Here is a 23,879-nt window from a genome sequence, read left to right as displayed (position 1 = left end):
TCAGTTTATTCCATTAGGTCACAATTTATTTGTTAACCTAATATTGTAATGATTTGTTCAGCAAGTTCTACTCCAATTCTATCTTGTGCTTCATTTGTTGCTGCACCTGTATGAGGTGTTAATGATAACGCAGGATTCATTAATAATTGAATTTCTGGTTGTGGTTCTTTTTCAAAAACATCTAAAGCTGCTCTTGCTACTTTTCCACTTTCAATAGCTTTAACAAGGGCTATTTCGTTAACAACTCCACCACGTGCAGCATTAGCGATAATAACACCATCTTTCATTTGCTTGAATTCAGCTTCGTCTATTACGTAATCTTTTTGTGCTGGTACATGCAATGTTAAAAAATCGGCTTGTTTTAAAACTTCTTCTTTTGAGATTGTTTTAATTTCAAAATTCACTTTTTGACCATCAAAGAAATCAAGCTGTAAATCTGCTTTTTCTAAATAAGGATCGAAAGCAACAACTTTCATTCCTGCACCAATTGCCACTTTAGCTGTAGCCTGACCAATACGTCCAAAACCTAAAACACCTAAGGTTTTACCTTTCAGTTCTGTTCCTTTAGCGTAAGCCTTCTTTAAGTTTTTAAATTTAGAATCTCCTTCTAATGGCATATCGCGATTAGAGTTATGTAAATAACGTGCTAAACCAAAAAAGTGACCAAATACTAATTCTGCAACAGAATGAGACGATGCGGCTGGAGTGTTAATTACACTTAGTCCTTTGCTACGAGCATAATCCACATCGATATTATCCATACCAACTCCACCACGACCAATAATCTTTAGGCTAGGGCAGTTGTCTATTAAATCTTTTCTTACCGTTGTTGCACTTCTAACTAATAAAACAGCAATGTCATTGTCGTTAATGTAGTTTTGTAATTGTTCTTGTGCTACTGTTGTTGTGATAACTTCGTAACCAGCAGCTTCTAATGCATTAATTCCACTTTGAGAAACTCCGTCGTTTGCTAATACTTTCATTGAAAAACTTGTTTTTTCATTTCCGTAAAAACGGAAATATTAAATTTTGTTATAATTATTTTGTGATGCGATTCCCGTTTATATGGGAGCTCAATTTAAGCTTTGCTTTCTAATTCGCTCATAACTTCAACAAGTGCTTTAACACTATCTAAAGACAAAGCATTGTACATAGATGCTCTATAGCCACCAACACTTCTATGTCCATTTATACCGTTAATCCCAGCTTCTTTGGCCATAGATTCAAAAGTTTCCTTAAGGTTTTCGTTTTCTAAAGTAAAAGTAGCATTCATATGAGAACGATCTTCTTTTACTGCGTAACCTTTAAACAACGGGTTTAAATCAATTTCAGAATAGATTAAGCTTGCCTTCTTTTCATTTTCTTCTTCAATGGCTTTAATACCACCTAAGTTCTTCAACCATTGTAAGTTTAACATAGACACATAAACAGCAAAAACTGGAGGTGTATTAAACATACTTCCTTTGCTAATATGTACTTTGTAATCCATCATAGAAGGAATCTTACGAGATACTTTTCCTAAAATATCTTCTTTAACAACCACTAAAGTCGTTCCGGCAGGTCCCATATTTTTTTGTGCTCCAGCATAGATTAAATCAAATTTTGAAAAATCTAACTGACGTGAAAAAATATCACTACTCATATCACAAACCATTGGAATTGGTGAGTTTGGAAAACTCTTCATCTGTGTACCAAAAATGGTATTGTTAGATGTACAGTGAAAATAGTCGTAATCTTCAGGGATTTCGTATCCTTTTGGTATGTAGTTGTAGTTAGCATCTTTTGAAGATCCTAATTCGTATATGTCGTCGTAAATTTTAGCTTCCTTGATTGATTTATCAGCCCAAGTTCCAGAGTTTAAATAGCCTGCTCTTTTTTCTAATAAGTTTAAAGCTACCATTAAAAACTGCGTGCTGGCTCCACCTTGAAGAAATAATGCTTTATAGCCTTTACCTTCAAGACCTAAAAGTTCTAAAGCTAAGGAACGTGCATTTTCCATGACATCTACAAAGGGTTTACTTCTGTGAGAAATCTCTAAAAGAGAAAGTCCGTCGTCAAAGTTTAAAACTGCTGCTGCTGCTTGTTCCATTACGGATTTTGGTAATACGCATGGTCCTGCACTGAAATTGTGTTTTTTCATGAAAAATTTATTTTAATTTTCGATAATTCGAAAACCTATATTAGATTAATATTTAAACAGATACAAAGGTGCTAATTTATTGCCTAAAAGATGTTACGAAAATGATAATTTTTAGCCCATGTTTTAATGAAATTATCTTTAAATTTTCATCTGCTTAAAAAATCTTCATTTCGCAATATCTCTTTAGCTTTTTAGGCCGTTTTTCAATAGCATATGGTTATGCTTAAATACTATTAAATTTATAATATTACGAGGGAAATCTTTTTCTATTTGAAAGTAGAAAATTAAGATAAATGTAATAAGAAATCTATAGTGTCTACATTATCAGCATAGTCCCAAAGTTGCGGGTTTTGGGTGTCTCCAAAAGCAATTTCGTTAGCTGTAAAACCATTAGAAACAATACATTGTATTTTGTCTGAGTCGGTTTCTAATTTTTGTTGTAATTCTGCAAGATCATTATATTTTTCATAGAATAACGTGGCGATTGGTGAAGCGTAACTATCGTCTTCCTTAATCATAAGAAAGCCATTTTCTAGCATATCAAACTCACTCATTAAATAAACCGCTTTATTGTAATCGTAATTATTAGCATACTTAGATTCATTTATAATAGGGTGCCATTTGTAGACCGCATTAAAGAAAGCATCAAAGTTGTAATCCTTAGGTATAAAGAATTTAGACACATTTCTACAACCTAAACCGTAGTATCTAAAAATATCATCAGAAAGCGCTGCTAATTCCGCATCAGATTCTTCGCCTGTTAATACGGCTACTGAATTTCGGTTTTTACGGATTATTGAGGGTTTGTCTTTAAAATAATATTCGAAATAGCGCGCTGTATTATCACTTCCTGTTGCAATAACAGCATCGAAGTTGTTTAGCTTTTCTTCTGTGAATTTGATTTTGCCTTTAAACTCAGGTTCTATAACCTCTAAGTATTTAGCTAAAAAGGGTAAAATATGCTTATCGTTAGACGACTGTTTTACTAATACATTATGACCAGAAATAAGCACGCTTAAAAAATCGTGAAAACCAACGAGTGGAATATTTCCTGCCATAATAATAGCAACTGTTTGTGGTTTTACAATGTTAAAGTTGTACTTGCTTATCCATTGGTTAATGTTTTTGTTTGTCAATGCATTAGACCAATTTGAAAGCGTAAATGTGATGTTCTTTTTTGTAAACCAACCGTTATGTTCTTGTGCAAGTTTGAGTTGGTGCTTAAAGCCATCAAAAAACAAGTCATTTGCTTCTATAGAGTCATTTTTTACGACGTCATTATTTTGAAATTGATTTAAAAAGGCACCTAATTTTACAAATGCATTAATTCTTTGTTCTAATTCCATAATGGGTTTGGTTATGCGATGTTTTGGCTTTATTTTTGCAATTGCAAATTTAAGCAAAGCAAATGAGCGAGAAAAGGTTTGATTTTGATAATAAATTAAAATTATAAGAATTAGAAGCTGCTCATTATAAATGATTAATAAAAATAGAAATTACTATGGCAATTATAATCACAGACGAATGTATTAATTGTGGAGCGTGTGAGCCAGAATGTCCAAATACTGCTATTTATGAAGGTGCTGATGATTGGCGTTATGCTGATGGCACAAGTTTAGAAGGTAAAGTTGTTTTACCAAACGGAAAAGAAGTAGACGCAGAAGAAACACAAGAGCCAATAAGCGATGAAGTGTATTACATTTCACCAGACAAATGTACAGAATGTATGGGCTTCCATGAGGAGCCACAATGTGCTGCAGTTTGTCCGGTTGACTGTTGTGTACCAGATGAAGATCATGTAGAAACAGAAGAAGAGCTTTTAGGTAAGCAACGTTTTATGCACCCTGATGGTCATTAACGTAACACGTTATACTTTATAAACCATATAAACCCTGAGTCTTTGGCTTGGGGTTTTTTATGTAAAATATAAATGATGTCTAGATCTCATATAAAATACAGAACAATTAACTTTGCACTTTACTTATAGTGACTATTTAAGTGGAGTGAATTAATTATAAAACTATGGAACAATCAGAATTTTTAGAAAAACATATATTTAACGATTTAGAAAATGTAAACGATGGTTTTGATGATCCGTCTATACACTATTTTTCAGAAACTGATTTTGAGACCGTGCTAAAAAGAGCAGAACATTTTGGACTTAGTGTTTATGGAATAGAACCTTGGTTAAATGGTGAAATCTTTGGTGTTTTTTCTCATGAGTCCTATAAAAAGAAAGCCACAGACCCTAAATGGTACACTAAAGCATTTTCGGATTTTAAGAAACGCCAAGAAGGATTAGTGTATGCTGCGACTTACAAAGTGTCAAAAAAGCTTTTAGAACGCGAGTAAGAATCTAATGATATTATAGTTTTAAATGTATGACTTATCAAGATGTTTTTGTAGAGTTCTGGGGACAGGTAAAAGAAAGTGTAGCAGCAGGTGCGTTTGCTAAATTAACGATGGCTAAAACCATTGGTAAACCCGAATTGAAGAATATTTTTCTCAGACCTATCTATGACAAAGATGATTTTAGGGTGATGCTAAAATACAGTTTCAGACCAAGAGAGGTTGAAGACATAGAAGAAGAAATGACTTTAGACGAGGCGTTTATTATCTTAAAATCACATTTAAAGTCCTCTTTTTTGTCAGTTATATTGTTTACTACTATAAAAGATGTCACTTTTAAAGTGAATAAAAAAGGAGTTGGTAGTATTACTGAAAGTTCGCCGACGTTTAAGAATGTAGTGCAAGCCTAAAAATTCGCATTGGAGGCAACCAACAGAAATCTTATAATCATTATAATTATTTTAAAATCCTGAGTCTTTGGCTTGGGATTTTTAAATAACAGTTTTAAAAACCATTAATTTTGGTTTTGTGTTATTTCGAACGTTAGTGAGAAATCCCATAATAAGCTTGAGTTAGTGTTATGTGATTCCTCGTACCTCGGAATGACAAACATGTTATTTTTAATCTATTTTTCTGTATTTAGAAATAGGTTTGAGAATTTTATAAAACAAGAATAAAGGCATGCTTCAGTTCATTAAGTTTCTGTTATAAAAATGGTGTCTTTGTCCGTAATTATTTTTTTAGAAATAACCAACACGTGTAGTATGTAATAGGAAGACCATAGGTAGGTTGTTAAATGAATAGTTAATAAATTAATACACGAACTTAATCTGATGGAATTAAAAACACATTTTCTTAAATTCATCCAAAAATCATTTCAAAAAATATAATTCAAACTATTCCACAAATAACTTACATTTGCACTCGCAAAATTTGCGATTAATAATTAACAAGATTCCCACTTGTGTGGGAACGAAAAACAAGTTTTTCGATGAAAGCTGGAATTGTAGGATTACCAAACGTAGGAAAATCAACCTTATTTAACTGTTTGTCTAACGCTAAAGCGCAAAGTGCTAACTTTCCGTTTTGTACTATAGAACCTAATATAGGTGTGGTAAATGTACCAGATCCAAGATTAGAGAAATTAGAAGAATTGGTAAAGCCAGAACGCGTATTGCCAGCAACCGTAGAGATTGTTGATATTGCAGGTTTAGTAAAAGGTGCTTCCAAAGGTGAAGGTTTAGGAAATCAGTTTTTAGCTAACATTAGAGAAACTGATGCTATACTTCATGTATTACGTTGTTTTGATAATGAGAATATTGTACATGTTGATGGTTCTGTAGATCCTATTAGAGATAAAGAAACTATTGATATGGAGTTGCAGCTTAAAGATTTAGAAACGGCTGATAAAAAGTTAGACAAAGTAAAACGTGCCGCTAAGACAGGTAATAAAGAAGCCCAGAAAGAAGAAGCTGTGCTTTTAAAAATAAAAGCTGGTTTAGAAGCTGGTGTTTCAGTTAGAGCATTAGAGTTTTCGGAAGAGGATTACGAGGAATTTGTAAAGCCATCTCAGTTTATTACAGATAAGCCGGTGATGTATGTTTGTAACGTGGATGAAAGCGCTGCAAATACAGGAAATGCTTATGTCGATAAAGTGAAAGAAGCGGTTAAAGACGAAAATGCTGAAGTTTTAGTGTTGGCTGTTGGTACAGAAGCCGATATTAATGAATTAGACGATTATGAAGAGCGCCAAATGTTTTTGGCTGATATTGGTTTAGAAGAACCAGGTTCTGCTAAATTAATCCGTTCAGCTTATAAATTATTGAATCAGCAAACCTATTTTACAGCAGGTGTGAAGGAAGTAAGAGCGTGGACGGTTAATGTTGGTGCTACAGGACCACAAGCTGCAGGAGTGATTCATACTGATTTTGAAAAAGGATTTATTAGAGCAGAAGTCATTGCTTATAATGACTATGTGGAATATGGAAGTGAAGCTAAAGTAAAAGACGCTGGTAAAATGCGGGTAGAAGGGAAGAACTATATTGTGAAAGATGGTGATGTAATGCATTTCTTGTTTAATGTGTAACTTGCACAAATGATAGAGTATTTAAAAAAGATAAGCTTTAAACAGATTCTATTTTTTTTGGTGTGTGTGTTAGTCGTAGAGTTTCTACAGCTAAAACAGACACCTTTTTTTTGGGATGGTATTAGTAAATCATCGCGTGCAAGTTGGATTTACGCCAACGGTCTTACCGAATTTATTGTACCCACTGACTATAACTCTGGGCATCCTCCATTGTGGATTACTTTATTGGCTTTATTTTGGACGTTTTTTGAAAAAGCCCTTTGGTCGTCACGATTATTATTACTAATTGTTAATATTGGTGTCGCTTGGCAACTCGTACTACTATGTAAGAACAATTTTGTAAAATTGGTTTCTGCATCCGCTGTGTTATTGGTGTTTTTAGAACCTACATTTATAGCGCAAACCACCAATTTAAACAACGATATGTTGCTGTTGTTTTTTACGTTACTTGGCTTGAATGCGCTTATTAAATCTCAACAATTATTTTTTGCTTTAGCATTGTCAGGTCTGTTATTTACCAATCTTAGAGGTATTTATATTGTTGTAGCTATAGCTTTAATTCATCTTGTTTACACGCGATTAGAATTAATTAAAAATAGAAAGCCCATCTATTTAGGGTATGTCGTTGCGCTATTGAGCTTTGCGTTGTTTTGTTATTTTCAATATGAAAAATTAGGTTGGTTTTTAATCACTCAGAAAGAAAACTATAATGCGCAAAGACAATCGGTTGGTCTAAAACAAGTAGTCATAAATAGTATGGTTTATGCAAAAAGCTTTTTGGAATATGGACGCTTTATCATGGCGTTGTTTTTAGTGCCTTTATTAGTGAAATACATAAAAGACAAATCGAATAGAAATATTAAAATCGATAGAATAGCCATCGCGTTTTTTGTATTTGCGTTTATCTTCTTTATAGGTATGGTGCCGTTTTCTAACCCAATTGGTGATCGGTATTTTATGATTTGTTATTTATTGGCCGTTATTTTACTCATCAATTTAATTACGCATTTTAATTTGGCTAAAAAACGACTGATGTATTCTGCTGTGGTGGTAATGTTTGTTTCTGGCCATTTTTGGATTTATCCTGCGACGATTTCTCAATCTTGGGATAGTTCTTTAGCGTATTTAAATAGTTATACCGTTGAAGAGCAGATGGAGCGTTACATCGATTCCGTTGGAATTAAGCCTTCTGAAATAGGAACCCGAATCCGTTTTAACGAACGGAATTTTTCAGAATTTAAAGTGCTGACTGAAGCAGAGCGTTATACGGATTTTAATATAGAAACAAATCAATTCATATTACTCTCTAATATAGATAATCAGACTAAAGATGAGGATTTGAATGAAATCATGTCGAATTGGACTTTAGTAAAACGGTATTCGCAGTTAGGAGTTTTTATGGAATTGTATAAAAGACAGTAGGTCGTTTTATTTAATAGAATTATGCCAATCATTGAAATCAAAACAATAATCAAAGCCGATATTAAAACTTGCTTCGATTTGTCTCGTAATATTGATTTTCATCAACAAAGTTTAGAACATTCTAACGAAAAAGCCATTGCTGGTAAAACTTCAGGCTTAATAGAGTTAGGAGAGTCTGTAACTTGGGAAGCTACTCACTTTGGTGTAAAACAAAAGCTAACGTCAAAAATTACAGCATTTGAAAGTCCCTATTATTTTGTAGATGAAATGACTTCTGGAGCTTTTAAATCGTTTAAACACGAACATATTTTTAAATATGAAGAAGGAAAAACCTTAATGGTTGATAAGTTTCAGTTTGAATCGCCTTTTGGTATTTTTGGAAAACTCGCTAATATTTTATTTCTGAAACGGTATATGAAAAATCTGTTAACGACTAGAAATGAGTGTCTAAAAATAAAAGCAGAAGAGGTTTCAACACTTGAACATCGTAATTAATCAGTTGTAAATTTCTAAGTATAAAAACTCTACTATAGTTTCGTTAAATGAAATCGCAGCAGAATGTTATTTATGGTGTTTTAATTGGTGTTTTGGGGATCGTCTTGTTTTCCTCAAAAGCCGTATTGGTAAAATTAGCCTATCGGTATAATGTAGACGCGATTAGTGTTTTGCTACTAAGAATGCTGTTTTCGTTTCCATTTTATATAATCATAGTCTATTTGTATAGGAAGGAGCAAAAAGAAACCACGGTTCCTAAAGATTATGCGTGGCTCGCTTTTTTTGGAATCGTAGGTTATTACTTAGCAAGTTATTTTGATTTTGTGGGTTTAACGTATATAAAAGCGAGTTTAGAGCGCATTATTCTTTTTGTTTACCCGACTATCGTATTATTATTTAATAAGTTGTTTCTGAAGAAAGCCATAACTAAAGTTCAAAAATTAGCAATATTAATTACGTATGTTGGTATTGTAATTACCTTTGGAAGTGAGGTTTCTATGTCTGGGAAGGATACTTATTTAGGTGGTTTTTTTGTGCTGCTAAGTGCTGTAACTTACGCTTCGTATCTTGTAGGAAGTGGTTGGTTAATTCCAAAATTTGGAGTCATGCGATTTACGGCATATGCGATGTTGGTGTCTTGTGTTTGTGTTTTTATTCATTTCGGCATTTTTTCTGATGTTGATATTTTTAATTTCTCTTGGGAAGTCTATGTTTTAGGCTTGTGTATTGCGGTTTTTGCAACAGTAATTCCATCGTTTTTAGTATCTATATCCATAAAATTAATCAGTTCTTCTAATTTTGCTGTAGTTGCTGGTATTGGTCCAATTTCAACGATTATTCTAGCTGTAATTTTCCTAAATGAAAGTTTGTCACTTCTTCAGGTTATAGGAACAGTTGTCGTTATTTTAGGAATTCTAATGGTTTCAAAAAGTAAAACAACGTAATTCAATTTATTATTAGGGGAATTCGGTGTTGTCATTTTAGAATAATAGCAGCAAATTCGTGCTGTACGTGTCAATTTGATGCAATTTTGACCTTATTTTCGATATCAACTTCAATTTCTCATAAGTTGTTAATTACTTTACGTCTTCAATATTTCATGTTTTAAGCTATAGTATTATATTTAGCCTTTCATCTAAATTTTGCCCACTTTTATGTCAGATCAGACTAGCTATACCGAAGATAACATACGCTCACTCGATTGGAAAGAACACATCCGAATGCGACCTGGTATGTATATCGGAAAGTTAGGTGATGGTTCATCTCCTGATGATGGTATTTATATTCTTTTAAAAGAGGTTTTAGATAATTCCATTGACGAATTTGTGATGGGAGCTGGTAAAACCATTGAGATTTCTATTCAAGGTGAACGCGTTATTGTGCGCGATTATGGTCGTGGTATTCCATTAGGAAAAGTGGTGGATGTAGTGTCTAAGATGAATACTGGTGGTAAGTACGACTCAAAAGCCTTTAAAAAATCAGTTGGTTTAAATGGTGTTGGTACCAAAGCTGTAAATGCGCTATCGTCTTATTTTAGAGTAGAATCTACAAGAGATAGCAAATCGGCATCAGCAGAATTTGAGCAAGGAAATCTTACCAATGAAGAACTTTTAGATGAAACCTCGCGAAGAAAAGGAACAAAGGTGTCTTTTATTCCTGATGAAATTATATTCAAAAATTATAAGTTTCGAAGCGAGTATGTCGTTAAGATGCTTAAAAACTATGTGTATCTAAATCCGGGATTAACCATTGTTTTTAATGGTGAAAAATTTTATAGTGAAAACGGTCTTAAGGATTTATTATCTGAGAATATTAACGAATCAGATATGTTGTATCCTATTATTCATCTTAAAGGAGATGATATTGAAATAGCTATTACGCATAGTAGAACACAGTATAGCGAAGAGTATCACTCGTTTGTTAATGGGCAAAATACCACGCAAGGGGGAACGCATTTATCTGCATACAGAGAGGCGTTAGTGAAAACTATAAGAGAGTTTTATGGTAAAAATTATGAAGCTTCAGATATTAGGAAGTCCGTTGTTTCTGCAATTGCTATAAAAGTCATGGAGCCTGTGTTTGAGAGCCAGACAAAAACAAAGTTAGGTTCTACGGATATGGGTGGCGACTTGCCAACAGTTAGAACTTATATCAATGATTTTGTAAAAACATATTTCGATAACTTTTTACATAAAAATCCAGATACTGCAGAAAAAATCCAACGCAAAATCCTTCAGGCTGAGCGCGAGCGTAAGGAATTATCGGGAATTAGGAAGTTAGCGAAAGACAGAGCGAAGAAGGCAAGTCTTCACAATAAGAAGTTGCGCGATTGTCGTGTGCATTTCGGTGACACAAAAAAGGATGGTTATTTAGACACGACTTTATTTATTACTGAGGGAGATTCAGCTTCGGGAAGTATAACAAAGTCGCGCGATGTTAATACACAAGCGGTTTTTAGCTTAAAGGGTAAGCCTTTAAATAGTTACGGTTTAAGCAAAAAAATTGTATATGAAAACGAGGAGTTTAACCTTCTGCAAGCGGCTTTAAATATTGAAGAATCGCTCGAGGATTTACGTTATAATAATGTGGTTATCGCAACGGATGCCGATGTGGATGGTATGCATATTAGGCTATTGTTGATTACGTTTTTCTTGCAATTTTTTCCTGAAGTTATAAAAGATGGTCATTTGTACATTTTGCAAACCCCTTTGTTTAGAGTTCGAAATAAAAAGGAAACGATTTATTGTTATTCGGAAGAGGAGCGACGCAACGCCATGGAAAAATTAAAGCCAAAACCAGAAATCACTCGATTTAAAGGTTTAGGTGAGATATCACCAGATGAATTTGTGCATTTTATAGGTGAAGATATTCGTTTAGATCCTGTGATGTTGGATAAAGAGATGTCTATTGAAGAGTTATTGTCTTTCTACATGGGAAAAAATACACCGACACGTCAAGAGTTTATTATTGATAACTTAAAAGTTGAACTTGATGTTATTGAGGAAGATGTTTAAATTATTTAATTTGAAATTCATTTCGATACTATTCGTGTTCTTTTATTTTTCAAGTATTATAAAGGCTCAGAATAAAGAAATCCCGATAGATAGTATAGATTATGAATTGAGAGCAAATGCTTTTCAATATGCTTTTGGAGCATTGAATTATTGTGAGTTAAGCGATTTTCCTAAGCTAGATGAAAGCAAGGCAACCAGTCGATTTTTGAATAGGTTCATTCCACAAAGAATTTATGATATGTGTGATTGGCTTTTTGATAGGTTTGGAAAGGTCAAAAGCGTTAAATTAAAAAATTTTGTCATTGACAGTTTAGACCGAATACACTTTAGGTATAAAGCTAACTATGCCGAATTTGATAGAGTTGTCGATTTTCGGGTTGTTTTTAATAAGGAAAATAAAGTGCATTGGATGCATTATCAAACACATTGGGATGAAGATTTTAGTTTTTTTAGTGACGAAGAGCTTCAAGTAGTACGCATTGATGACTTACCGTATACTTTAATGGAGCAGCATAAGGAGTTTGTGTTAAGTAATTATCAATATAAAGATTCTACTTTTTTAAACTATATTAAACCAGAGCTATTAGCTTACCCAAAAAAAGTTAAGTCTTGGACCGCAGATATCGTTCATGAGCGTGATTCTATTTATACAAAGTTAGGTGATTTTGAAAACCTAAAACTCAAAGAAAAACTTATTTCAAATAATGATTATTTAGTATATCGTTACAGTGTTAATTTTGATAAATTAGATGACCCTTCTGAGGTTAGACTTTATTGCGATTTAAAAGATAGATATGTAGGGGTTAGAGTGGTTGATATTTGGTGTAATGAATATTATAAAGCAGATGCCAGTTTGAAAGAAAGAATAGCGAAAGATATAATTAAAGGTAAATAATGACAGTAGTTGCATGAGAACAGACAATAGAGACATAAAAAATACTATAATTTCCATTTATTTTATATTAATCATTGCTGCCGTCTTATTGGCTACGGTTTTTCAATCGTATAATTTAGTAGAAGGAAGTTCGCTTTATGTTCTAATAGGCTTATTAGTAGCTGTTGTAGTTGTGCATTTTGTTGCTCGATTTTTTGAATATGATAGTGATGGTGCTAAGGTTATTATTACAAATAGTGGATTAATAGTTGCTGATTTTTTTAATTATAGAGAGAATAAAATTGAAGTCGCAAGAGAAAAAATATCTGGTTATAAAATCAATAACTATTTTCTATATAAAAGCTTAGTTGTTTATACAACATTAAGTAATGGAAAAATTGCGAAAGAAAGTTTTAATATCACCCTTTTAAAACGAAAAAAGGTGAAATATGTGAGGCAGTCGCTCAGAAAGATTATAAAAGAAAATAAAAGTATAAAGTTGTAAAGATAGATGATAGAAGAACATGACGAGTTGTTAAATGAAGACGACGGTAACCAGGAAACGATTACTAAGGTTACCGGAATGTATAAAGAATGGTTCTTAGATTATGCATCCTACGTAATTCTAGAACGTGCTGTACCTGCGATTGAAGATGGGTTTAAGCCAGTGCAGCGTCGTATTATGCATTCTATGAAAGATTTAGACGATGGTCGTTACAATAAAGTAGCGAATATCGTTGGTCATACCATGCAATACCATCCTCATGGAGATGCGAGTATAGCAGATGCTATGGTGCAAATTGGTCAAAAAGATTTACTGATTGATACGCAAGGAAACTGGGGTAATATTTTAACAGGAGATCGTGCAGCAGCATCACGTTATATTGAAGCACGACTTTCTAAGTTTGCTTTAGACGTAGTTTATAATCCGAAAATTACAGAATGGCAAGCCTCATATGATGGCAGACGTAAAGAGCCTATAAATCTTCCAGTGATGTTTCCGTTGTTATTGGCGCAAGGAGGTGAAGGAATTGCAGTTGGTTTGTCTACAAAAATATTACCTCACAATTTTATTGAACTGATTGATGCTTCGGTAAAACATCTAAAAGGAAAACGATTTACAATTTTACCCGACTTTCCAACAGCTGGTATTGCAGATTTTACCAATTATAATGACGGTATGCGAGGTGGAAAGGTGAGAGTACGTGCTTTGATTTCGCAACGCGACAAGAATACTTTAATGATAACTGAAGTGCCTTATGGAACAACAACATCATCGTTAATTGACTCTATTCTTAAAGCGAATGACAAAGGGAAAATTAAAATAAAGAAGATTGAAGATAATACTGCAGCTGAGGTTGAAATTTTAATTCATTTGCCTTCAGGATTATCACCAGATAAAACAATTGATGCCTTATATGCCTTTACGAATTGTGAAACTTCAATTTCGCCTTTAGGTTGTGTTATTGAGGATAACAAGCCTTACTTCGTTGGTGTTACGGAAATGTTGCGTCGTTCTACCGATAATACTGTACAGCTTTTAAAAAGTGAGTTAGAAATAAAGTTAGGGGAATTTCAAGAACAATGGCATTTTGCATCACTTGAACGTATTTTTATTGAAAATAGAATCTATCGCGACATTGAAGAAGAGGAAACTTGGGATGGCGTTATTAATGCAATCGATAAAGGGTTGCAACCGCACATCAAACATTTGAAACGTGCCATTACAGTTGAAGATATAACGCGTTTAACGGAAATTAGAATTAAGCGTATTTCTAAATTTGATATTGATAAAGCGCAACAAAAGATAGATGCTTTAGAAGACCAAATAGCTGAAGTAAAACATCACTTAGCGAACCTAATTGATTATGCTATAGCGTATTTCGAAAGATTAAAAGCTGAATACGGAGAAGGAAAAGAGCGAAAAACAGAAATCAGAATATTTGATGATGTAGATGCAACGAAAGTCGTAATAAGAAATACTAAACTCTACGTGAATAGAGCAGAAGGTTTCATTGGAACATCGTTAAAACGCGATGAGTATGTTTGTGATTGTAGTGATATTGACGATATAATTGTTTTCACCAACCAAGGTACTATGATGGTGACTAAGGTAGATTCTAAAACCTTTATAGGGAAGAATATTATTCATGTCGCTGTTTTTAAGAAAAAAGATAAGCGTACGATTTATAATATGATTTATCGAGACGGAAAAGGTGGTCCTTCGTATGTAAAACGATTTGCTGTAACGAGTATGACGCGAGATCGTGAATATGATTTAACGAACGGAAGTAAGGGTTCTGCACTTTGGTATTTTTCTGCAAATCCTAATGGAGAAGCTGAGGTCGTAACAATTATGTTGCGTCAAGTTGGTAGTATAAAGAAGTTGAAGTGGGATTTAGATTTTGCTGAAATTCTTATAAAAGGAAGATCATCAAAAGGAAATCGTGTAACAAAATACGCGATTAAGCGTGTGGAGTTAAAAGAAAAAGGGGTATCCACATTAAAACCACGTAAAATTTGGTTTGATGATACCGTTCGGCGTTTAAACGTTGATGATAGAGGTGAGTTAATAGGAGAATTTAGAGGCGAGGATAGGTTGCTTGTTATTAACCAATCGGGAATTGTGAAAACAATCATTCCAGAATTGACAACGCATTTTGATAGCGATATGATTGTGTTAGAGAAATGGATTCCTAAGAAACCAATATCTGCCATTTATTACGATGGTGAAAAAGAACGCTATTATGTAAAACGTTTTTTAATAGAACAAGAGGGTAAAGAGGAAGATTTTATTTCAGATCATCCAGATTCTCAATTAGAGATTGTTTCAACCGATTGGAAGCCAATGGTAGATGTAGAGTTTACTAAAGAACGCGGTAAGGATCGTAAGCCTAATATGGAGGTGAATCTTGAAGAATTTATTTCAGTTAAAGGGATTACAGCTTTAGGGAATCAGTTAACGAAGGATAAAATCAATCAAGTAAGTCTACTAGATCCGTTGCCTTATGAAGCACCTGAAGAAGTTCCTGCAGACGATATAGAGGTTGTTGATGAAGAAACACTTAAGTCTACAAGGTCTGAGTCTAGCGAAAAACCGCAGTCTAAGAATTCGTCAGAGAGAGATGATGTCGACTTGGGTGATAAAGGGCAAGGCTCATTGTTTTAACTGAAATGACTTATATTTTTGCAATAAATGGTTAGAAAAGGCTTCAGCACCTTTGTTAGACATGTGAGTTGCGTCTTTCCAGTAAGAATTATCCTTATTGTCCTTGTAAAGATTTGTGAAATCTGTATAAGTCAAATTCAATTCTTGCATTATTTCGTTAAGCATTTTGTTATCAATTTCACAGGTGTCATGATAAATTGGCGAGGTAATAAATATAAAAGTCTTATTTGGTGCTTTTTCAGAAAATGATTTAATAGATTTTAAATAGTTTAAAGCGGTTGTGTTGATTTGATGATTGTCAGTGCATTCTTTGTTTGAAATTGATTTAGCTAAAACTATGTCTCTTATTTTTTCTTGAGAAGAAGTGACCACTAAACCGTCATAGCCATTATAACTTTTGAAGTTATAATTTGGTCTAAAATAGTTTTTGAGTATACCTATAGATGTTCCATTGTAATTCATGCTGTAGTAGAATTTTTGTAAAGTAGACAGCTGACTCGTACTATCTAACACTTTTGTAATAATTGGGTTTCGGTGAAACTTTGTTTTTAAAGCATTAACATCAGATCCGGTATAATCATTATCAAAAAAATTCTTTGTATCAATGTGGACTAACACTATTTGTTTCAGGTCTTTGTTTAGGGTGTTAATCAGTGTGCTATTATAAGCAACACCAATGCCGTCAATACCCATGTTAAAGCCATTTTTGCTCAACATGGCAACATCTATGTGTCTGTTGGCTCGTGAGTTGCCAAATACTAATAAATTGGTAGAATCTTTTAATGATAAGAAATGGTTGAGTTTACCTATAGCTTGACCTGTCATTACTTTATCGCTAACCTTATTTAAACTGAAAAAGACTAGCTTATCCAGTCCATAACTTATTACTAATGTAAGTACAATGATTTGAATAATTTTTTTAGTTATATCTGAGTTCATCGTTTAAAATTGAAAATAAATAAAGTTTTCTGCTGTTGAATAGAATAGGCAGAGCATTATGATAATAACCGAAACAATAAATGTTAGTTTTATAGTACTGAATCGAATACCGTAATCTTCTAATGTAACATTAGATCTAAATATTTTTAAATCTATTAAAATACCAATTAAAAGTAATAGCAATCCGTTTACAAAAGCATTTATATCACCAATAAAAAGTGAGCCGTAATTGAAGCTAAATAGCTCTGTTATAATTGTTGATGCAGAATGAAAATCAGGAGCTCTAAAAAACACCCATGAAATAAGAACAACAATAAATGTGTACAAGTATCCAAACGTATTAAATGTTCTAATTTTTAACGCGGAAAACGTGTATTTTTCAAGACTTAGGAAAAGGCCATGAATTCCTCCCCAAATTACAAAATTCCAAGAGCTGCCATGCCATAATCCGCCAATCAACATTGTTAGAAGTAAGTTTCTGTATGTTATTATAACTCCTTTTCTGTTTCCTCCTAGTGAAATATATAAATAGTCTCGTAACCAAAAAGAAAGCGACATGTGCCATCGTCTCCAGAACTCAGTAAGTGTTTTAGAGAAATACGGAAAGTTAAAATTCCTATTAAATTTAAATCCAAACATTTTGGCACTTCCAATAGCTATATCTGAATAACCGGAAAAATCAAAATATATCTGAAAAGCATAAAAAATAGTTGCAACTAAAAGGGTGGAGCTGTTATGTATTTCATAATTAGCATATACTGAATCAACATAGACACCTAAGTTGTCAGCGATAGCTACCTTTCTAAATAATCCGATAAATATCTGAAAAACACCTGTTTTTAATAAAGTAAGGTTTAGGTTTCTTTTGTTTTGAATTTGTGGAATCAAATTAGAGGCGCGTTCTATCGGACCTGCTACTAGCTGTGGAAAGAGACTCACAAAAGTGAAAAAACTAACAATGTCTCTGCTAGCCTTTATTTGATTTCTATAAATATCAATACTATAGCTTAAGGTTTGGAAGGTATAAAAGCTTATTCCAACGGGTAATATTATATTTAAAGTTAGATCGTTTACTTCCCATCCTATAGAAGACATAGAAATAGCAAAAGTATCGGCAAAAAAATTATAGTATTTAAATATGCCTAGTAAACCTAAATTAGAGCAAAGGCTTACTAACAACCAACGCTTTTTGTGCTTTTGCTCTTTGGCTTCTTCAATTCTTTGTCCAACATAATAATCTAAAAAAGAACTGAATATTATAAGTGATAGAAATCTATAGTCCCACCAGCCATAAAACACATAGCTTGAAATCAGTAATAAAATATTTTGATTCTTATAATTTGCTTTAAGAGTCCAATAGATGATAAGTACTATTGGTAAAAAGATAAGATATTCTATTGAATTAAAAAGCATTAAATCAGCGTGTTATTTATTTGGAGTCTTAAGGTGTCTATATTAAATATTTACGAAATATAAGGAATCCAAATTTACGCATCTTAAAGTTCTGACTAATATTAGTTAAGCGGCTCTTAATTAACGTTCTATTGCTTTGTGAGGTTTATTTGTTGTTTTAACTTTTAGTAAAACCTAGTTTGATCTTAAGACAAATTAAAGCTTAACTTGGGGTGCTAGTAAGAGATCAATCTACTTTTACAGCAACCCCTTTTTCAACCCTTGAAGCTCTGCTAGGTCTTTTTATAGCGAGTTTATATTCAAAAGTATAAGAATCTTCTGTTGTAGACAGAATTTTCATGTGAATAGCCTCTTTTTCGGAGTTGTTTGTTGGGTGTAATTTCTTTAATATAAATTCACAATCATTAATCCATCGAATAGATGATGAATCTGCTTCTTCTTCATGATAATCAATGTTGAAATTCTCAGTGCGCTTAAAACGTGAAGTTTGCTCAATACCATCAACGATATATGTAAACTCAAAAGTCCCTGTTTTAAAATCGGAACAATTACGCTCTATTGAGTAGCAGCTTGTTAATAAAATCAACACTAACATTGAAAGAAAAAACTTCATATAAATCTTTTTGTAAAGATAATGAATAGTGTAATTAATACTAAGGCTTGTAGCTCTTAAAAGTTCCATTTTTATAAAAGATTACAATTTTATCAATTTCAGAACTAGATTCAGGCATAGAATTCGGACTAGGAAGATCAGGCTTTTTTTGTATTTCTGATTTGTTTGAGTTTGGAGATTCTGAAATTTTAGGTTGACTAGGGAAGTTTCCTTTCCCATTCATAAGCCAATACAATTCTACTTCCGGATAGGTGTTTAGTACCTTCATTACAAAGTCTAAACTGGGCTTGTTTCTGCCACTTAAAATGTGTGAAATACTTGAGCGCTGAACCCCGATTTTTTCAGCGAAACTTGAAGCAGATTCACTGTAAAAATCGATGACTTTTTGTAGTCGTTTTGTAAAATCGACAGAGTTTATCATTGTAAACTTGAGTTTTGTGGATGTAACGATACAAATGTAAACAATAGTATTTGTATAACCCTTAAATGTAATTAAATATTTGAAACACTATTAAAGTTTAGGTTTGGTGATTTGATATTGAGTACTGATAAAGAGTGTTTTACGGTGTGGAATTAATTCCTGTTGAATATTTTTCAATTAACTTTAGTTGTGATAGCATTTCAGAAGTCAAGGTTGTTTACCGTTGTAACGTTTTGTTGACTTTTGGTTGTTTACAATTGTAATTAATCAAATGATTACATTTGTAACCACTAATTTAGTCTTATGAATCTAGAGCTTTTAAATCGCCTCTTTGTAGAAGTTAAAACACCAGAACTTTTTGGTCGTTATATTACCAATTCTGATATAGAAAAATGTTTTGGAAATTTGTTAAAACCTCAAATTTCTTCACTTGGCTATTCGGTTGAGAAACGACCAATATATAGTTTGAAAATTGGTAATGGACCAATTAAAATTTTGTTGTGGTCGCAAATGCACGGCAATGAATCTACATCGACAAAAGCACTTTTTGATTGTTTTAATCTATTTGAAACTGAACATGAAATTTCAAAACTAATTTTAGAACAATGTACTTTAGTAGTTATTCCTATTTTAAATCCTGATGGTGCTAAATGTTTTACGCGTATAAATGCAAATGAAATTGATTTAAATAGAGATGCGCAAAATGTATCTCAGCCAGAAAGTAAAATACTACGTCAACTTTATATCGATTTTAAACCCGATTATTGTTTTAATCTTCATGGTCAACGAACCATTTTTAGTGCTGGAGAGACAGAAAATGTTGCGACACTATCATTTTTGTCGCCTGCACAAGATCAAGGTCGTCAGTTAACAACGAATAGAAAAGCTGCAATGACTATAATTGCCGAAATCAATGATTTGCTGCAAGCAGAGATTCCAAATGGAATAGGGCGTTATGATGATGGTTTTAATCTGAATTGTGTTGGAGATACTTTTCAAAGTTTTGGTGTGCCTACGTTATTATATGAAGCAGGACATTTTAAAAATGACTACAATAGAGAAGAGGTGAGAAGATTAATGTTTATTGCTATTTTAAAAGGGATAGATGTTATTATAAATAAGGTTGATATTGGTAAGTACGAAGCGTATTTTGATATTCCAGAGAATGCTAAATGTTTCTATGATATAATTATTAGAAATGCAAAATATAATGGTGTAGTTGATTTAGTTGATATTGCTATTCAATATAAAGAGACATTAATTGATGGTAAATTAGAGTTTGTTCCAGTTATTGAAGAAATTTCAAAACTAAATAATAAGTATGGACATAAAGAAATAGAAGCCAACGGGTACGTAGTGAAAACTACAGAGGGTTTTGACTTAAAAATAGGTTTCGAAATCGATTTCGTAATAGTGAATAATGAAAGAATCTCATTAAAATCGTAAAAATATTCAGTTATAATGCATAATTGTTAATGTAAATGTTTTATTTTTGCATTTACTTTAAAGATTATACAATTATACAATTATGGCAAAGTTTAAATTAGATGAAGTTGATCACCAAATTCTCGATATGCTTATCGATAATACGCGTATTCCTTTTACAGATATTGCGAAGAAATTATTGATTTCTGCAGGTACTGTTCATGTACGTGTAAAGAAAATGGAGGAAGCAGGGATTATAATGGGGTCATCATTAACCTTAGATTATCAAAAGCTAGATTATTCATTTATAGCTTATGTTGGGGTTTTTTTACAAAACACATCGCAAACTAAATTTGTTTTAGAGCGAATATCAGAAATACCTTATGTTACTGTAGCGCATATTACAACAGGGAAATTTAATATTTTCTGTAAAATTAGAGCTAAAGAAACCATGCACGCTAAAGAGATTATTTTTATGATCGATGACATTGATGGCGTTTATAGAACTGAGACTATGATTTCTTTAGAAGAAAGTCTTAATGATAAAAAACGATTGATGCATACTATTTTTAATGAACTATAATCATTAAATTATATTTTAACAAATGCCCTTTGTTTTTGTAACTCAGGGCATTCTTTATTTAAACGAATATGAGCTTGAATTCTATAAGTACGTCAGAATACAATACTTACTACCAACCCTATATTGATGCTATCAATGAGGATATAGGTATTTGTGAAGGATTAAAGCAAAATCAAAATTCTGTTGTTTCTTTTTTCTTAAGTATTCCTAAAGAAAAACATAGTTATGCTTATGCTGAAGGCAAGTGGACCATAAAAGATGTTCTGCTTCATGTTATAGATACGGAACGTATTTTTACATATAGAGCATTAAGGGTTGCTAGACGTGATAAAACAATCCTCCCAGGTTTTGAGCATGATGATTATGTAGTACATGCTGGAGCTAAGAACCGTTCTTTTGATAGTTTGTTAGAAGAATATAAGGCTGTAAGGCAGGCGACGCTTACTTTGTTTAGTACGTTTGATGCTGGTACATTAAAACTTATAGGTAATGCTTCGGGTTCACCAATTTCTGTTAGAGCAATAGGTTATATCCTTTTAGGCCATGAAAATCATCATATCAAAACTATAAAAGAACGTTACCTCTAATTCGCATAATAATCAAATGCTTCTAAAATTAGGTCATTACTGATGACACAGTCTAATTTTGGTTTCCCTATAGCTTCTAAAAGCACAAATTTTACAACACCATGGCTGTTTTTCTTATCATATTTTAATAATTCTATGATATGGTTTTGATCTGCTTTATTTATTTCGACTTTAGAGAATGTTTTTAAAATTCCATTAGTAATTTCAGCTAAATGCTCATTGCTTAGTCCACAAACCTTGGTCGATAAATAGGTTTCTAAAATCATACCTATAGCAATGGCTTCACCATGTAATAATGGAGTTTTGTCTGCATTTTCCAGGAAGTAGCTTTCGATAGCATGGCCAATCGTATGTCCAAAATTTAATATTTTTCTTAAGCCTTGTTCTTTAGGGTCCGATGTTACGACTTGGTTTTTTATGACAATAGACTCATAAATTAAACGGTCTAAGTCTGAAATGTCTAATTTTTCGAGATGTGTTAACGTATTCCAATAGGCTTCGTCGTAAATTAACCCATGTTTTAGCATTTCGGCAAAACCGGAAACCATTTCGTTTTGCGGAAGCGTGTCTAAAAATGATGTATCAACACCTACCAATTGACCTTCATTAATCACACCGACTTGATTTTTTAAAGCACCTAAGTCAACACCTGTTTTTCCACCAACAGATGCGTCAACCATAGCTAATAAGGAGGTTGGTATATTAATGTAAGGAATTCCACGCATGTATGTACTTGCTACAAAACCACCTAAATCTGTAACAACACCACCACCTAGATTAATCAATAAACTTTTGCGATCTGCGTTATATTCGGATAAAGCTTCCCAAACACCAGTGCAAATATCAATGGATTTATGTTCTTCTCCATTTGGCATTTCCATGACTTCAACGGCTATTTCGTCAGATTCTAATCGTTCTAGAAACTTAGGTAGGCAATAATCGTGCGTATTTGTATCTACAAGGACAAATATTTTAGACGGTTTTTTTGTTTTTATATAGTTGTTTAATTCTGTATAAACCTCAGAGTTAAAATGTACTACGGCATTTTTTGTTGAAATAGATTCCATAATAAAATTTATAAGCGAAAAATATGATGTGAAAATACTTCCTTTTTAGAAAAAAAAGTAAGACTATAATAAATATATTTGCATTTATATTCTTTAGCTAATGATAAATCGCTCCCTTTTTGAGGATACAGGTACGGCATTTACTTTAAAATCTGATTCAGAATTAGAGCGTGCCTATTTTTTGTTTAAAATGATTTCTTCAGAACCATTGGTTAGAATTGGTACTGTAGCAACGAGGTTTGCTTTAAAAGCACACTTGCCAGTAGAGAAATTAATTAGAGCTACAGTTTTTGATCATTTTTGTGGTGGTGTTAATGAAGAAGATTGTTTGTCGGTAATAGATAATTTATACACAGAAGGTGTTAGTTCTGTTTTAGATTATTCTGTTGAGGGTAAGGCTGAGGAAAATCAATTTGACAATGCACTTGAGAAAATATTGAAAATCATTCATTTTTGTGATGACAGAGAAGCTATGCCTATTGTTGTTTTTAAACCTTCTGGTTTTGGACGGTTTTTGTTGTATCAAAAAAAAACAGAGGGACAAAAGTTAACAGCTGAAGAAGAGGCGGAGTGGGATAGAATAGTAAATCGATTTGATACCGTTTGTAAGCTTGCTAAAGAAAAAGACGTTGAAGTTTTAATTGATGGTGAGGAAAGCTGGATGCAAGATGCTGCTGATGATTTAGTAGAAGAAATGATGTTGCGCTATAATAAGGATGTTCCCATTGTTTATAATACGTTACAATTATACCGCTGGGATCGTTTAGAGTATTTAAAAGCTCTGCATCAACGAGCTAGGTCTAACGGTTTTAAAATTGGAATGAAAATTGTTCGTGGCGCTTACATGGAAAAAGAACGAGAAAGAGCACTGGATAAAGGATATGACTCTCCAATTTGCGAAAACAAAAAAGCAACCGATGATAATTTTAATGATGCGCTTAATTACATTCTTAATAATTTAACAGATATTTCGGTTTTTATAGGAACTCATAATGAAGCGAGTTGTTATTTGGCTATGGACTTGATGGAAACCAAAAACATTTCTAAAAAAGATAATAATGTATGGTTTGGCCAGTTGTATGGTATGAGTGATCATATTAGTTTTAATTTGGCAGCTCAAGGTTATAATGTTGCAAAATATATTCCTTTTGGCCCAGTAAAGGATGTAATGCCTTATTTAATTAGAAGAGCAGAAGAGAACACCTCAGTAGCTGGACAGACGAGTAGGGAGTTGTCGTTATTAAAATCTGAAAGGCGTAGACGGAAGTTGTAGTTATTTTTT

At 32.8% G+C, this 23,879-nt stretch carries 23 protein-coding genes; 15 read left to right on the top strand and 8 right to left on the bottom strand.

The features are described from left to right. Positions 1–32 precede the first annotated feature (32 nt). The 3 genes from ITJ86_RS06775 to ITJ86_RS06765 form a co-directional block, all read right to left on the bottom strand. The gene (locus ITJ86_RS06775) at positions 33–983 is read right to left on the bottom strand and encodes a D-2-hydroxyacid dehydrogenase (RefSeq protein WP_195870871.1); all 951 of its coding nucleotides are present in this window, start codon (positions 981–983) and stop codon (positions 33–35) included. 95 nt (positions 984–1,078) lie between these two features. Continuing rightward, positions 1,079–2,140 (bottom strand): 3-phosphoserine/phosphohydroxythreonine transaminase, encoded by a 1,062-nt coding sequence (gene serC / locus ITJ86_RS06770; RefSeq protein WP_195870870.1) that lies wholly within the window; start codon positions 2,138–2,140, stop codon positions 1,079–1,081. 284 nt (positions 2,141–2,424) lie between these two features. Continuing rightward, positions 2,425–3,486 (bottom strand): acyl-CoA reductase, encoded by a 1,062-nt coding sequence (locus ITJ86_RS06765; protein ID WP_195870869.1) that lies wholly within the window; start codon positions 3,484–3,486, stop codon positions 2,425–2,427. A gap of 155 nt (positions 3,487–3,641) precedes the next feature. On the opposite strand from ITJ86_RS06765, the gene ITJ86_RS06760 reads away from it, so the two are divergent. The 11 genes from ITJ86_RS06760 (at position 3,642) to ITJ86_RS06710 (ending at position 15,549) form a co-directional block, all read left to right on the top strand. Then, complete coding sequence (locus ITJ86_RS06760; RefSeq protein ID WP_195870868.1) at positions 3,642–3,998, top strand: 4Fe-4S dicluster domain-containing protein; 357 nt, start codon at positions 3,642–3,644, stop codon at positions 3,996–3,998. A 164-nt stretch (positions 3,999–4,162) separates the two neighbouring features. Next, the gene (locus ITJ86_RS06755) at positions 4,163–4,492 is read left to right on the top strand and encodes a hypothetical protein (RefSeq protein ID WP_195870867.1); all 330 of its coding nucleotides are present in this window, start codon (positions 4,163–4,165) and stop codon (positions 4,490–4,492) included. A 29-nt stretch (positions 4,493–4,521) separates the two neighbouring features. Further along, positions 4,522–4,899 carry a hypothetical protein gene (locus ITJ86_RS06750; RefSeq protein WP_195870866.1) on the top strand — a complete coding sequence of 126 codons (378 nt, stop codon included), beginning with the start codon at positions 4,522–4,524 and terminating at the stop codon, positions 4,897–4,899. Between the two features lie 581 nt (positions 4,900–5,480). Next, positions 5,481–6,575: a redox-regulated ATPase YchF gene (gene ychF / locus ITJ86_RS06745; protein WP_195870865.1), complete on the top strand. Its 1,095-nt coding sequence runs from the start codon at positions 5,481–5,483 to the stop codon at positions 6,573–6,575. 9 nt (positions 6,576–6,584) lie between these two features. Continuing rightward, on the top strand, positions 6,585–7,997 hold the full coding sequence (locus ITJ86_RS06740; protein ID WP_195870864.1) for a glycosyltransferase family 39 protein: 1,413 nt from the start codon (positions 6,585–6,587) through the stop codon (positions 7,995–7,997). 21 nt (positions 7,998–8,018) lie between these two features. Next, entirely contained in the window at positions 8,019–8,492 is a 474-nt protein-coding gene (locus tag ITJ86_RS06735; protein WP_195870863.1) for an SRPBCC family protein, read from the top strand. A 47-nt stretch (positions 8,493–8,539) separates the two neighbouring features. Beyond that, positions 8,540–9,436 (top strand): DMT family transporter, encoded by an 897-nt coding sequence (locus ITJ86_RS06730; protein ID WP_195870862.1) that lies wholly within the window; start codon positions 8,540–8,542, stop codon positions 9,434–9,436. 210 nt (positions 9,437–9,646) lie between these two features. Further along, positions 9,647–11,506, top strand: a complete 1,860-nt coding sequence (locus ITJ86_RS06725) for a DNA topoisomerase IV subunit B (RefSeq protein ID WP_195870861.1) — start codon at positions 9,647–9,649, stop codon at positions 11,504–11,506. A gap of 10 nt (positions 11,507–11,516) precedes the next feature. Next, on the top strand, positions 11,517–12,401 hold the full coding sequence (locus ITJ86_RS06720; protein ID WP_195870860.1) for a hypothetical protein: 885 nt from the start codon (positions 11,517–11,519) through the stop codon (positions 12,399–12,401). 13 nt (positions 12,402–12,414) lie between these two features. Beyond that, a complete protein-coding gene (locus ITJ86_RS06715) occupies positions 12,415–12,885 on the top strand; it encodes a hypothetical protein (RefSeq protein ID WP_195870859.1) in 471 nt (156 codons plus the stop codon). A 6-nt stretch (positions 12,886–12,891) separates the two neighbouring features. Continuing rightward, positions 12,892–15,549: a DNA gyrase/topoisomerase IV subunit A gene (locus ITJ86_RS06710; RefSeq protein ID WP_195870858.1), complete on the top strand. Its 2,658-nt coding sequence runs from the start codon at positions 12,892–12,894 to the stop codon at positions 15,547–15,549. Here ITJ86_RS06710 and ITJ86_RS06705 read toward each other — a convergent pair. The 4 genes from ITJ86_RS06705 to ITJ86_RS06690 form a co-directional block, all read right to left on the bottom strand. Continuing rightward, the gene (locus ITJ86_RS06705) at positions 15,538–16,488 is read right to left on the bottom strand and encodes an SGNH/GDSL hydrolase family protein (protein WP_195870857.1); all 951 of its coding nucleotides are present in this window, start codon (positions 16,486–16,488) and stop codon (positions 15,538–15,540) included. The genes ITJ86_RS06710 and ITJ86_RS06705 overlap by 12 nt on opposite strands. A 3-nt stretch (positions 16,489–16,491) precedes the next feature. Continuing rightward, entirely contained in the window at positions 16,492–17,901 is a 1,410-nt protein-coding gene (locus tag ITJ86_RS06700) for an MBOAT family O-acyltransferase (protein ID WP_195870856.1), read from the bottom strand. A 226-nt stretch (positions 17,902–18,127) separates the two neighbouring features. Beyond that, positions 18,128–18,514, bottom strand: coding sequence for a hypothetical protein (locus ITJ86_RS06695; protein WP_195870855.1), 387 nt, complete (start codon positions 18,512–18,514; stop codon positions 18,128–18,130). 40 nt (positions 18,515–18,554) lie between these two features. Then, complete coding sequence (locus ITJ86_RS06690; RefSeq protein ID WP_195870854.1) at positions 18,555–18,935, bottom strand: helix-turn-helix domain-containing protein; 381 nt, start codon at positions 18,933–18,935, stop codon at positions 18,555–18,557. A gap of 303 nt (positions 18,936–19,238) precedes the next feature. Between ITJ86_RS06690 and ITJ86_RS06685 the strand changes: the two genes are divergently transcribed. The 3 genes from ITJ86_RS06685 to ITJ86_RS06675 all read left to right on the top strand — a co-directional run bounded on the left by ITJ86_RS06685 (position 19,239) and on the right by ITJ86_RS06675 (position 21,530). Beyond that, positions 19,239–20,381: a M14 family zinc carboxypeptidase gene (locus ITJ86_RS06685; RefSeq protein ID WP_195870853.1), complete on the top strand. Its 1,143-nt coding sequence runs from the start codon at positions 19,239–19,241 to the stop codon at positions 20,379–20,381. Positions 20,382–20,463: 82 nt separating this feature from the next. Further along, on the top strand, positions 20,464–20,943 hold the full coding sequence (locus ITJ86_RS06680; protein ID WP_195870852.1) for an Lrp/AsnC family transcriptional regulator: 480 nt from the start codon (positions 20,464–20,466) through the stop codon (positions 20,941–20,943). A gap of 68 nt (positions 20,944–21,011) precedes the next feature. Further along, positions 21,012–21,530 carry a DinB family protein gene (locus tag ITJ86_RS06675; RefSeq protein WP_195870851.1) on the top strand — a complete coding sequence of 173 codons (519 nt, stop codon included), beginning with the start codon at positions 21,012–21,014 and terminating at the stop codon, positions 21,528–21,530. On the opposite strand, the gene aroB is transcribed toward ITJ86_RS06675, so the two are convergent. Further along, a complete protein-coding gene (gene aroB / locus ITJ86_RS06670; protein WP_195870850.1) occupies positions 21,527–22,597 on the bottom strand; it encodes a 3-dehydroquinate synthase in 1,071 nt (356 codons plus the stop codon). The two genes, ITJ86_RS06675 and aroB, sit on opposite strands and share 4 nt — an antisense overlap. A 100-nt stretch (positions 22,598–22,697) precedes the next feature. Here aroB and ITJ86_RS06665 point away from each other — a divergent pair, with 100 nt between their 5' ends. Then, positions 22,698–23,870 (top strand): proline dehydrogenase family protein, encoded by a 1,173-nt coding sequence (locus ITJ86_RS06665; protein ID WP_195870849.1) that lies wholly within the window; start codon positions 22,698–22,700, stop codon positions 23,868–23,870. Positions 23,871–23,879: the final 9 nt, after the last annotated feature.

The sequence above is a fragment of the Winogradskyella marina genome, assembly GCF_015645385.1.
GTDB lineage: Bacteria > Bacteroidota > Bacteroidia > Flavobacteriales > Flavobacteriaceae > Winogradskyella > Winogradskyella marina.
This window is presented reverse-complemented; position numbering and strand designations above follow the sequence as displayed.

Coding starts and splice junctions, on each gene's coding strand:
- ITJ86_RS06775 (WP_195870871.1), bottom strand. CDS start 983: ATGAAAGTATTAGCAAACGACGGAGTTTCTCAAAGTGGAATTAATGCA.
- serC (WP_195870870.1), bottom strand. CDS start 2,140: ATGAAAAAACACAATTTCAGTGCAGGACCATGCGTATTACCAAAATCC.
- ITJ86_RS06765 (WP_195870869.1), bottom strand. CDS start 3,486: ATGGAATTAGAACAAAGAATTAATGCATTTGTAAAATTAGGTGCCTTT.
- ITJ86_RS06760 (WP_195870868.1), top strand. CDS start 3,642: ATGGCAATTATAATCACAGACGAATGTATTAATTGTGGAGCGTGTGAG.
- ITJ86_RS06755 (WP_195870867.1), top strand. CDS start 4,163: ATGGAACAATCAGAATTTTTAGAAAAACATATATTTAACGATTTAGAA.
- ITJ86_RS06750 (WP_195870866.1), top strand. CDS start 4,522: ATGACTTATCAAGATGTTTTTGTAGAGTTCTGGGGACAGGTAAAAGAA.
- ychF (WP_195870865.1), top strand. CDS start 5,481: ATGAAAGCTGGAATTGTAGGATTACCAAACGTAGGAAAATCAACCTTA.
- ITJ86_RS06740 (WP_195870864.1), top strand. CDS start 6,585: ATGATAGAGTATTTAAAAAAGATAAGCTTTAAACAGATTCTATTTTTT.
- ITJ86_RS06735 (WP_195870863.1), top strand. CDS start 8,019: ATGCCAATCATTGAAATCAAAACAATAATCAAAGCCGATATTAAAACT.
- ITJ86_RS06730 (WP_195870862.1), top strand. CDS start 8,540: ATGAAATCGCAGCAGAATGTTATTTATGGTGTTTTAATTGGTGTTTTG.
- ITJ86_RS06725 (WP_195870861.1), top strand. CDS start 9,647: ATGTCAGATCAGACTAGCTATACCGAAGATAACATACGCTCACTCGAT.
- ITJ86_RS06715 (WP_195870859.1), top strand. CDS start 12,415: ATGAGAACAGACAATAGAGACATAAAAAATACTATAATTTCCATTTAT.
- ITJ86_RS06710 (WP_195870858.1), top strand. CDS start 12,892: ATGATAGAAGAACATGACGAGTTGTTAAATGAAGACGACGGTAACCAG.
- ITJ86_RS06705 (WP_195870857.1), bottom strand. CDS start 16,488: ATGAACTCAGATATAACTAAAAAAATTATTCAAATCATTGTACTTACA.
- ITJ86_RS06700 (WP_195870856.1), bottom strand. CDS start 17,901: ATGCTTTTTAATTCAATAGAATATCTTATCTTTTTACCAATAGTACTT.
- ITJ86_RS06695 (WP_195870855.1), bottom strand. CDS start 18,514: ATGAAGTTTTTTCTTTCAATGTTAGTGTTGATTTTATTAACAAGCTGC.
- ITJ86_RS06690 (WP_195870854.1), bottom strand. CDS start 18,935: ATGATAAACTCTGTCGATTTTACAAAACGACTACAAAAAGTCATCGAT.
- ITJ86_RS06685 (WP_195870853.1), top strand. CDS start 19,239: ATGAATCTAGAGCTTTTAAATCGCCTCTTTGTAGAAGTTAAAACACCA.
- ITJ86_RS06680 (WP_195870852.1), top strand. CDS start 20,464: ATGGCAAAGTTTAAATTAGATGAAGTTGATCACCAAATTCTCGATATG.
- ITJ86_RS06675 (WP_195870851.1), top strand. CDS start 21,012: ATGAGCTTGAATTCTATAAGTACGTCAGAATACAATACTTACTACCAA.
- aroB (WP_195870850.1), bottom strand. CDS start 22,597: ATGGAATCTATTTCAACAAAAAATGCCGTAGTACATTTTAACTCTGAG.
- ITJ86_RS06665 (WP_195870849.1), top strand. CDS start 22,698: ATGATAAATCGCTCCCTTTTTGAGGATACAGGTACGGCATTTACTTTA.